Below are 9,739 nucleotides of genomic sequence, written 5' to 3' on the forward strand. Positions count from 1 at the left end.
ATCGGCTCGTGGTTCGAGTCAGCAGAGCGGCGGATCACGCCGGCGTCACTGCATCCTCTGGCACGCCGAACCACTCCTCCAGCGCTTCCGCCAGCCCGGCCGTCGACGTCGGCGCCTTCGCCTCCACGTCGGCCGCCCAGGCCGTGAAGCCGTCCGGACGGACGAGCACCGCCGCCAGTTCCGGGCGGGACGGGCAGCCGGCCGTCAGGGTGTCGACGCGGCCGGCGTACCCCGCGGCGACGACCCGGATCTCCGGGTCGTCGGTGAGGTCGAGCAGGAGCGCCCGGCCGCCGTGGAGGTGGTCCGCGAGGCGGCTGCCGTCGGTGAGTTCGAAGTCCGGCGTGCTGCGGCCGGTCAGCGGGTGCTCGCCCGGCAGCTCGTACCGCACCCCACCACCGTTGAGCCGCGCGGTGAGGTACGTGGTGCCCGCGACCGTCCCCGCCAGGTCGCTGACGATCTCGCGCAGGGCCCGGGACTGCGGGTCCGGGCGCATGGCCGCGACCTGGGACCGGGTCCAGTCCAGGACCCACGCACCGACCGGGTGCCGCTCGGCGGTGTACGTGTCCAGCAGTCCTTCCGGCGCCCGGCCGGCGATCACCGCGGCGAGCTTCCAGCCGAGGTTCATCGCGTCCCCGATACCCAGGCTCAGCCCCTGGCTGCCGAACGCGGAATGCACGTGCGCCGCGTCGCCCGCCAGCAGCACCCGGCCCTTGCGGTAGTCGGTGACCTGGCGGGCGTGGTCGGTGAAGCGGGTCGCGGTCTGCACTTCGGTGATCGTGATGTCCACGCCGGAGACGCGGCGCAGCCGTGCCTGGAGGTCCTCGGTGGTTACCGGCGCGTCCCGGTCGGCCGGCGGGCCGTCGAACTCCACGGTGACGACGCGGCCTGGCATCGGCCCGTAGGCGTACACCCCGGTGTCCGTGGCGGTCCAGCCGATCTTCAGGTCCTCGGCGCCGGTCATCTCCACGACTGCCTGGTGACAGGTGATCTCCGGTTCCGTACCGGGAAATTCGAACCCCGCGAGCTTGCGGACCGTGCTGCGGCCGCCGTCGCAGCCCACGAGCCAGCCGGCGCGTATGGCCCCGTGGCTGGTCCGCACTGTGACGGTCTCGTCGTCCGCGTCGAAGCCGGTCAGCTCCACTCCCCGGCGCACGTTGACGCCGAGCTCGTCCGCCCGCCCGCCGAGCAGCCGCTCGATGTCCTGCTGTGCCACGAAAGCGATCTCGGCGGCGGGTCCGGCGTCGCCGAGGCCCGGCTCCGTACGGTCGACCAGGTCGGCGCGCAGCATGATTCCGGCGAAGTGCCCGACGATCCCGAGCCCTTGACCCGCGTCCCCGCCTCCGTCCTCGCTGTTCTGCTCGCGCATGAATGCTCGGAAGCGGTCCATCGCCTGCCGCTGCACCTCGGCCAGCGCGGGCAGCATGCCTCGGCGGTAGAGCGCCTCGGCGCTGGGCGTGGTGATCGCCCCGCCCTTGATCGTCGGGTTCACTTCGGTGAGGCGTTCCAGGACGGCCACCCGCGCGCCTCCGAGCCGGAGCTCACAGGCCAGCATCAGTCCGACCGGGCCGCCTCCGGCCACCACTACGTCATAGTCCATGGCGCCGACTATGACCGAGGGTCGAAAAGGCCAAAAAGGCGCAGCGGTGTCAAGGACCTGCCCCGGGAGCCCCGGGAGGAGAACGTTCAAGGAACGAGGCTCATCGGCTGCTATCGCCGGGCGCGAGCAGGCTGGTCAGCTCCGAGATCGCCTCGGGGGACGGCTTGAAGTAGCGGCGGACGTTCTCCGGCTTCTTGTGCCGGGACTTCGCCATCAGCATCAGCAGGGAGGCGCCCTGCTCACCGAGGTGGGTCAGGGCGGAATGGCGGTACTCGTGCAGGTCCCAGCCGGTTCCCGGCCCGCGTACGGCGGTGTGCTCGTCCAGCAGCGCGCGGACCTGGCCGTAGGAGAGGCGGGCCAGGCCGGTGTCGGGGCATACGTCGCGCGGGCTGACGACCTTCCCCGGGCCGGGGCGGCGGTGAGTGACGAACACCGGCCCGCGGGTTCGGCCGCGCAGCAGGCGGGACAGGAGCCGTGCGGTGCCAGCGTCCCAGCAGACGGTCTCCAGCACGAAGTCCTCGCGTGCCTGGCCCCGGCGCCGGGCCTTGCTCCGGGCGCCCTTGGCCTTCACGGGACAGCGGCGCGCGGCGAGGTCCAAGTCCTCGATGTTCACGCTCAGGATCTCCTCCGCACGAGCGGCGGTCTCGTAGAGCATCCGCCACAGCGTCTTCTCCCGCAGGTGCACCTCGCGCCGGGCGATGAGCCTGTCCACGGCCATCTTCGAGCGGGCCGGGGTCTCGGAGTCCGGCACCGCCAGCCGCTTCGTCCAGGCCGGGACGGACGGCCCGTCGTAGCCGTACTCTTCGCACCAGCCCAGCCACGACAGCACCGACGCGCGGCGCGCGTTCCAGGTGTTGACCGCCGCGGTGCCCNGCCACGACAGCACCGACGCGCGGCGCGCGTTCCAGGTGTTGACCGCCGCGGTGCCCCACAGCAGTTCCAGGGCCTCGCCGATCTCGTCGTCTGCCACCGAGCCCAGCGGACGGGCCTCGCCGATGCGCTCGACGGTCTTGCCGACGCCGGTCGAGTAGCTGCGGACCGTGTTCGGGTTGCGAAGCGAGTCGAGGAACACGTCGGCCGCCGCACGGACGGTCAGCGCCTTGCCGGTCGGCAGTTGCACGACGGTGGGCACCGCTTCCCCCTTGCCGCAGATAACAGGGCCGCTTCACGTATGGCCCGGAGAGCGTCACCGCAGGTGACGAACCAAGCTCCCACAGATAATAGGGCGTTATCCGTGGAACGACTTCAGACGGGTCCGGCCGTCGATACTCCGTCAGCCGCCCACCAGGGCCGACAGATCCTTAGCGCGGGTTTTCGTTCCGATGTTCCTCAACCCCCGAGAGGCTCGCGAGTTCACGGAAACTGAAGGATTTTTCGCGGGAACCCGAGGATGGACGGTCGTGTTCTCGTGGGTTCGGCCCCGGGTTCAGGCGAACACGCGGGGTGGGTGTCGAGTGGGCCCGCCCCTGGGTGCCTTCCCTGGAAACGGTGCTGACACCGTAGGAGTCATGAGAGCAGAAGGAACGACACCCGAACCGGAAACCTCTGTGCAGAGTGGGCTCACATCTCTGGGTGAGGTGGCGTGCCGTTATCAGTCGAGCCGTCCTCGGTGACTACCGTGAGCATGGGCGTACCTTCCCAGCCGACGGGCCAACGTCGGCCTACTCGATTCCAGTCAATCGATCACCCGGGAAGGTACGCCCTTCGCGTCCAACCCGGGGCCGATCCACAGGTCTTGAGCATTACTCCTTCGTCTACCAGTGCAAAGGGTCGCGGATGGACACCCGCGAGCTGTTCGCCGCTTCGCCTTCCATAGCCTCCGCCCTGGTGGACGCCCTCATCAGCCGTAGCAAGTCCGTCGACACGGAACCCTTTCAGGCGGCGTTGACCGACGCACTGCAGGACTGTCCGATGCCGTCCTCCGAGCGGGGCACCGTGACCCGGACGCCCTCCACCACCGTCGTCGACGGCGTGGACGGCGTCAGCTCCGGACGGAAGAACCGCGTGACCGTCGATAGGGCCATCGACCCCATGGTGTCGGCCCGGAGCGTGCACAGGGAGGTGGCGCAGCAGCAGCACGCCGTCCAGCGTCGTGCCAAACGTCGGATGCGCTCCGCCCCGCCGGATAGGCGACCGAGTGTCAGTGACACAGCGCGCGATCTCGATCGGACGACATGGCTTCCGCCGGATCGGTACGAGTCACCGTCGGAGCGCAACCCCGACCGGGACTTTCCCTCCGCACCCGGCATGTCCTTCTGAAGCTGGGCGCCGACGGCCTGCCGGCCTGGTTGCCACGTCACCGCCCGGCCTCGGTGAATGAGCGTCCCACGGATCCTTGGGCCGTCCCGCCGCCCGCGTGCCTTCGCTCCACTACTTGATGAGCTCGGACAGCATCATGGACGGGGCGAGCACATCGTGCAGGGTGTGGACGCGGGCTCTCACTGATTGTCGCGCTCCGACGAGAGCTGAGTGCCACCAGACGTTGATCAACAATTCTGAGCACCAAAGCGGCCAACTGAAACACTCAATGGCCAACTGGAGCGCTCAGTCACAACGGGGGCAAAGCGTTCGTGCTGGAGCCTGATCTATAGCTCGATGTCGAGCTGCTCCACGTCGGTGAACTCCACGCCCAGTCCATGCACGCGGCTGTTGTTGGCGCGGAAGTACATCCGGGCGAGGCCGTCGGCAGCGATCTGCCGGAGCTGGTCCTCGTTCGCGCCCTGCTCCCGTGCGCTGAACAACTGGTCGGCATACTGCGGCGGCAGGGCCTGGGTGATGTCGCGGATCCGGGCGTCGTCGGTCGTGTGCCCGGCGGCCTCGAAACCGAAGCGGGCACGGGCAGAGACGACCAGTCCGCCCGTGGTCGCGGCCTTCTTCCGCGCCTTCGCGCGGATCTGAGGCTGCTACCGCTTCTTAACCTCGCGCTCCAGACGGCCGCGCAGGTCCTGACGGGGCCGCTTGAGCTTGCCCACAACGTACCGCTCCACCGTGCGCTGGGAGATCCCGAGCGCCTGGGCTGCGGCCTTGGTGCCCTTGAGCTGCTTGACCAGGTACTTCATCTGCGCCTGGGCGCTTTGCGGGATGCGGCGGGTGAACGCCCCCTCCAGCGCACGGTCCAGGCTGTCCCCGATGGGGTCCGGCATGGTCGGCTACTCCCCTTCTCCGGCGCTCTGGTCGGTCTTGTGTAGGTTCGCGCCGCCAGTGTCGTTACGGACCGCGGTGACCTGCTGCTTGTATTGCTGTCTCACCAGATGTCCTGCGGTTTCCGTCTCAGTTCGGTGGCATTTCCTCACGCGGCTCCGCCTTGCTGGGCTTCGTCGGGCTTCCAGGTCTGGTCGAACCAGGCGATGAAGTCCTTCACGGTTCCGATGCGGGCGATTCTCTCGTGGATGGCCCGCTGGTCGTGTCCGGGGAGGAAGTCACCGCGTTCGATCAGTTTGCCGCAGCCACAGTTGCACTTCCGGTTGTCCAGTGGGGACTTGAAGTAGGTGATCGGGTTCTGCTGGGCGCCGTTCGGGGCGGGCTTGCCAACGTAGTGGTCGTGAACCGAATGCCCAGGTCCGAGGATGCGGCCTTCGAAGGACCGGCGCCCACCAGGGACGTCGACAACCCGTTCGATCTCCATGGCCAGGCGGATGACTCCGCCGCCATTGACGACCGCAAATCGTTCACGTTCAACGCGCGTTCCGGGCATCACCCAGACTCCGCGGGCGATCTCGTACAGCTGCTGGTCGGGCAGCCCGTCGCTCCAGCCGATCTGCGAGCGCTGGAGGGGATCACTGTTCGGGTCGACGTCCTTTTGCTTGCCGAGAGTGATCTGAATCATCGCGCCTCCCTGCGAGGTTGCCTCGTGGCCGGAATGGCTGAGGCAGCCCATCCAGCGTATACCATGCATCCCCGTTGTAACGGGGTATCACAGCTTTCTTGCAGAGGACAGTCGGCATCCTGGATGCGGAGCGGACGGGCCCCGCAATCTGCGAGCATCTGGGGGCGTTGTGCCGGACGAAGGAGATCAGTTGTTACGTCTTCAATCAGTGAGCAAGCGCTATGGCCGTGGCGACTGGATCCTGAGAGACGTGGACGTAGAGGCCCCGGCCGGTGAGATCGTGGCATTCGCAGGCGGGAACGGATCGGGGAAGTCGACGCTGCTGCGGATCGCGGTGGGCCTGTCCCGGCCGACCCGCGGCACGGTGGCCGCCCGGCCACCCGTTGTCGGGTATGTCCCGGACCGGTTCTCCCCCAACGAACGCATGTCGGCCGCGGCGTACTTGACGCACATGGGTCGCGTCCGCGGGCTGGCCACCCCGGCCGCCTCGGCGCGGGCCGGCCTGCTGCTGGACCGACTCGCCCTGGTGGGCGGCAAGCACGCCCCTCTGCGGAGCCTGTCGAAGGGCAACGCACAGAAGGTCGCGCTGGCCCAGGCCCTCCTGGTGGAACCCGGACTCCTCGTCCTGGACGAGCCGTGGTCCGGGCTGGACGCCGACGCTCACGGCGTGCTCGCCGAGATCATGACTGAGGTCGCGGCCTCTGGCGGCACCGTCGTGTTCACCGACCATCGCGAGTCGGTCACCCGGGCCCGCGCCACCCGGACCTACACGGTCGGCAAGGGCCGCGTGTCGTTGCGGGGACCGGAGCCGTGGGCCACCGAGCAGCGGCCCGCGGCCGACGTCGTCCTGACCGTGGGCCGGGACGGCCGCGTACCGCAGGGCCTTGCCTGGGAAAAGCTGGACGGCGTACTGGCGGTGAACCGGGACGTCACGGGCGTCAAGGTCCGCGTGGGACGCGAGTCCACCGACGCCCTGCTGTTCACCGCGCTCCAGCACGGCTGGTCCGTCGAACGCGTCACCGAAACGACCACGGACCACCGCCCGGCGCCGAACGCCGCGACGAACGGAGACATGCGGTGATCGCGCTCATCCGCTACACCTTCGCCACCGTGCTGCACACGCAGCGCTACCTCGCCCCGCTGTTCCTGTTCATGGGCCTCATGGGCGTGCTGACCGTCAACGGCAGCGGCCCGCTGCCCCCCGCCTACGCCTCCTCCGCCGGCGCGCTGTTCGTCTGCTCGACCTGGCTGACCATCGCTCTGATGAGCCTGGACGACCCGCCGCAGAGGGCGATCGTCGTCATCACCGCGGGCGGCCGGTCGCTCACGGTTCTGCTCGCGGCGATCGGCACGGCCCTGCTGAGCTGTCTCGTCCTAATGATCTTTGGACTGTTCTTCCCCTTGTGGATGGGCGACTACGTGGTCACCACGACCGACCTCCTGCTGGGCATCGAGGCCCAGCTCACCTGCGCCCTCGTCGGCATCGCCATCGGCGTGCTGTGCTCACGGCTGGTCTTCAAACGGCAGGGGTACGCACTGGCCGCCGCTCTCGCGCTGGTGATGGGAGCCCTCTTCACCAAGGGCATGCCTCCGGTCAACCGCCTGTTCACCCTGATGGCCACCACCCCCGACGCGACGAAACTGCTCGCCCCCACCGGCGTCATGCTGGCGATCTCCGCGATGATCCTTGCCATGTTCACCGCCGCCACGCAGTTCATCGCCGGGCGCAGGGAATAGACCGCCGGCCCTCATCCGCCCCAGGGGCCTGCCGCTGGGCACATGATGATCGTGGCGGGCCTGCTGGGCGCTTCCTGATCAACTACTGACGGGCGGTTCGGCCCTTGCCCGGCGACCAGGCAGGTCGTGCCGCTGGCCCAGGTAGCTGATCATTCCGAGTGAGAAGCCGGTCTCCGCTGCAAGTTCGCGGCAGGTGCGTCCAGCGGCGCGTTGGTCACGGAGCCAGTCGAGATCGATCTGCCGCCAGCGGGTCGCTTTGCCGTCACGCTTCATGCCGTATTCGCGGACCAGGACCTTGATCGCCTCGTCGTTCACGCCGACGTGCTCCGCGATCCACTTCAGTGAGCGGTATTCGTCGAGGTAGAAGCGTGCGAATTTGTCCCTAAGCGTTGTCCCGTAATTGATCACGGTCGTGCTTGCTGACCTGCCTGCTCGGTTCAGCCGGTGATGGTGACGTTGTGGAGGCGGGCGATGCCGAGCATGGCATGGTGAACGCCGTTGCCCTTCAAGCGGCAGTCGCGGAGGATCTTCCGGCTCTTCATCCGGGCGAAGGCGTGCTCGACGCGGGCCCTGACCTTGCGGTGAGAGGCGTTGTGTTCCTCTTTCCAACTTGGTAGTTCGGCCCGACCGGGGTCACGGCGGTGAGGGATGATCAGGCCAGTGCCCCGGTAGCCGCCGTCAGCGATCACAGTGGTCCGGCCGATGGCGTCCTTCGCTCCGGATAGCTCCCATGCCTTGCAGTCGTTGCGGTTCCCCGGGACCGGCCGGCCGACGGCGACGACCAGACGGGTGTCGGCATCGATGACGACTTGGTGGTTGGTGGAGTACCTGTAGTTCTTCGACTGCTCGGCGATCGTGTGGTCCCGGGTGGGGATTAGGGTGCCGTCGACGATCAGCACCGTGTCTTTCCGGAACCTCGTGCGAGGCCGCAGGGCGAGCAATGGCCCGAGGTGGGCGATGATCCGGTCCGCGGCGGACTTGGAGACCCCGAACAACGGGGCCAGCTGCCGCAGGGTGAGGTTCGTCCGCCAGTACGCGGCCACCAGCAGAAATCTGTCTTCCAGCGGCAAGCTCCAGGGCCGGCCTCTGCTCACCGGGCCGGCGCCCTCCCGCCGCAACGCGGTCACAAGTTTCGTGAACTGTCGTGGGCTCAGCCCGGTGAACGGGGCTATCCAGGAGGGTTCCGACGCCGTGATCACACCAGCCACGGCGAGATCGTCTCACCTTGATCATGCTTCAGGGTTCGCAGCCTCTGGCGGGACAGTATCTCGATCGCCCGGACGGCTTCCGCGTGAGATCTTCCGCCCGTGGCTACGGAGACCGAGGTGGGGGAGCTGTTGCACCAGCGCGGCTGGCGAACGGCGTTCACGGTCACTGAAAGGGTGAACGCGTGGGCCGCCCTGGTCAGCGCCATCGAGCGCGGCTACGGCGACGACATCTACGAGTACACCAACGACCTCTACTGCCGGAACTGGCTGCACGAGGCATGGATCCTGCTGGACGAACACATCGTCCAGCTCTGGACCCCGCGGATCAAAGCTCTGGACGACCGGTACAGCGCCGCGACCGTCGACGACGACGCCCAAGCACTCGACCAGTTCCACAGGCTGCCCGGCCCCGACCTGTGGTGGTGGCGGCGACACCCGCGCATCCTCACCGGAGACCTCGGGCATTCCCTTCGCTCGGCCGGCGCCATCGGCACCGACCCTGACGCAGCATGACCCTCAGTCTCGTGGGCTTACGGGACAACCTTTAGGGAGAGCTTCACGAGCCCGTCGAACAGTCGCTCCTCTCTCCCACTTCGCGCTCTTCGCCTCTGCGGGAGGGGCCGGCCGCTCCTGCAGGACGAATCGGACAGCGTCATGGCTGACGCCCAAGCGGCGGGCGGCCTGTGCTGTTGTCAGGCATTCGTCCCTGATGAGGCGGTGGAGCATGCCGGAGTCGATGCCCCGCAGATCGCACCCGGGCAGCTCAAGATCGCGGATGATGTCCGTCGGAGGTCGCCAGGAGAGAGGTTCGTCGCGGATTCCCTGATCGGTGAGGAACTCGGCTGCGTGTCCTTCGAGTTGGCTCATCAACGCCGGGGTGAGATCCGCTTCGAAGGTCCGCAGCATGGTCCGCAGTTCCGCGGTGCTGGGCGCGTAGGCGGCCGGGGCGAGGGTTGCGGGGAGTCCGCTGAGCCGTTCGAACAGCAGCGCTCGGGCGAACTGGTGGCGCCGTACTCCGCCGCGAACCTTACGGCAGGTGGTCTGGAACTTCCCGTGAGCAGCACCCCGAACTGGGTGGTCTGACTGTAGGCGCAACGTCAACCACAGCATTCGACGGCGGCTTCACTCAGGAGAGACGAGCGACAGACACGGTGCCCCCCAAGTAGGGAGTAGGTCGCCTGGTCGCGACCGGCTGAGCGGACATCGCACAGACCCGGCGCCGACCACTTGAGGATGGCAGTACGAGTTCCGCACAGAAAACGACCGGCCACACACTTCAGGACGCCAGTTCCAACTGATGGGTTCAGCGGCGCTGTGAAGTTTCCCCGTGATCTTGGACACGTGATCGTTATGCCGCGAGGGTGTGCTGGT

10 protein-coding genes and 1 pseudogene are annotated in these 9,739 nt (G+C 67.9%); 5 read left to right on the forward strand and 6 right to left on the reverse strand.

Features of this window, described 5'->3' with window-relative positions; translation table 11 throughout:
- Positions 1-34: 34 nt before the first annotated feature.
- A complete protein-coding gene (locus KM933_RS34675) occupies positions 35-1,597 on the reverse strand; it encodes an FAD-dependent oxidoreductase (RefSeq protein WP_260334611.1) in 1,563 nt (520 codons plus the stop codon).
- Between the two features lie 100 nt (positions 1,598-1,697).
- Positions 1,698-2,729 carry a site-specific integrase gene (locus KM933_RS34680; RefSeq protein ID WP_221360109.1) on the reverse strand — a complete coding sequence of 344 codons (1,032 nt, stop codon included), beginning with the start codon at positions 2,727-2,729 and terminating at the stop codon, positions 1,698-1,700.
- A gap of 644 nt (positions 2,730-3,373) precedes the next feature.
- Here KM933_RS34680 and KM933_RS34685 point away from each other — a divergent pair.
- Positions 3,374-3,856 carry a hypothetical protein gene (locus KM933_RS34685; RefSeq protein WP_221360111.1) on the forward strand — a complete coding sequence of 161 codons (483 nt, stop codon included), beginning with the start codon at positions 3,374-3,376 and terminating at the stop codon, positions 3,854-3,856.
- Positions 3,857-4,182: 326 nt separating this feature from the next.
- Here the strand turns inward: KM933_RS34685 and tpg are convergent.
- Positions 4,183-4,740 (reverse strand): annotated as a pseudogene (gene tpg / locus KM933_RS34690) (telomere-protecting terminal protein Tpg).
- Positions 4,741-4,886: 146 nt separating this feature from the next.
- Entirely contained in the window at positions 4,887-5,423 is a 537-nt protein-coding gene (locus KM933_RS34695; RefSeq protein ID WP_221360113.1) for a hypothetical protein, read from the reverse strand.
- Positions 5,424-5,673: 250 nt separating this feature from the next.
- Between KM933_RS34695 and KM933_RS34700 the strand changes: the two genes are divergently transcribed.
- Together KM933_RS34700 and KM933_RS34705 are read left to right on the forward strand one after the other, a co-directional pair.
- On the forward strand, positions 5,674-6,504 hold the full coding sequence (locus tag KM933_RS34700) for an ATP-binding cassette domain-containing protein (RefSeq protein ID WP_221360115.1): 831 nt from the start codon (positions 5,674-5,676) through the stop codon (positions 6,502-6,504).
- Complete coding sequence (locus tag KM933_RS34705) at positions 6,501-7,160, forward strand: hypothetical protein (RefSeq protein ID WP_221360117.1); 660 nt, start codon at positions 6,501-6,503, stop codon at positions 7,158-7,160. The genes KM933_RS34700 and KM933_RS34705 overlap by 4 nt, the downstream gene beginning before the upstream one ends.
- 78 nt (positions 7,161-7,238) lie before the next feature.
- Here the strand turns inward: KM933_RS34705 and KM933_RS34710 are convergent, their stop codons facing one another.
- Together KM933_RS34710 and KM933_RS34715 are read right to left on the reverse strand one after the other, a co-directional pair.
- Entirely contained in the window at positions 7,239-7,568 is a 330-nt protein-coding gene (locus KM933_RS34710) for a hypothetical protein (protein ID WP_221360119.1), read from the reverse strand.
- Positions 7,569-7,597: 29 nt separating this feature from the next.
- Positions 7,598-8,368, reverse strand: coding sequence for a transposase (locus KM933_RS34715; RefSeq protein WP_221360130.1), 771 nt, complete (start codon positions 8,366-8,368; stop codon positions 7,598-7,600).
- A gap of 99 nt (positions 8,369-8,467) precedes the next feature.
- Here KM933_RS34715 and KM933_RS34720 point away from each other — a divergent pair, with 99 nt between their 5' ends.
- Positions 8,468-8,881, forward strand: coding sequence for a hypothetical protein (locus tag KM933_RS34720; protein ID WP_221360132.1), 414 nt, complete (start codon positions 8,468-8,470; stop codon positions 8,879-8,881).
- A 141-nt stretch (positions 8,882-9,022) separates the two neighbouring features.
- The gene (locus KM933_RS34725) at positions 9,023-9,451 is read left to right on the forward strand and encodes a hypothetical protein (protein ID WP_221360141.1); all 429 of its coding nucleotides are present in this window, start codon (positions 9,023-9,025) and stop codon (positions 9,449-9,451) included.
- The last annotated feature ends 288 nt before the right edge of the window (positions 9,452-9,739 follow it).

Source organism: Streptomyces beigongshangae (assembly GCF_019710745.1).
Classification (GTDB): Bacteria; Actinomycetota; Actinomycetes; order Streptomycetales; family Streptomycetaceae; genus Streptomyces; species Streptomyces beigongshangae.

Excerpts from the sequence above, each read along its gene's own strand:
- KM933_RS34675 (WP_260334611.1), bottom strand. The coding sequence starts at position 1,597 with ATGGACTATGACGTAGTGGTGGCCGGAGGCGGCCCGGTCGGACTGATG.
- KM933_RS34685 (WP_221360111.1), top strand. The coding sequence starts at position 3,374 with ATGGACACCCGCGAGCTGTTCGCCGCTTCGCCTTCCATAGCCTCCGCC.
- KM933_RS34695 (WP_221360113.1), bottom strand. The coding sequence starts at position 5,423 with ATGATTCAGATCACTCTCGGCAAGCAAAAGGACGTCGACCCGAACAGT.
- KM933_RS34725 (WP_221360141.1), top strand. The coding sequence starts at position 9,023 with ATGGCTGACGCCCAAGCGGCGGGCGGCCTGTGCTGTTGTCAGGCATTC.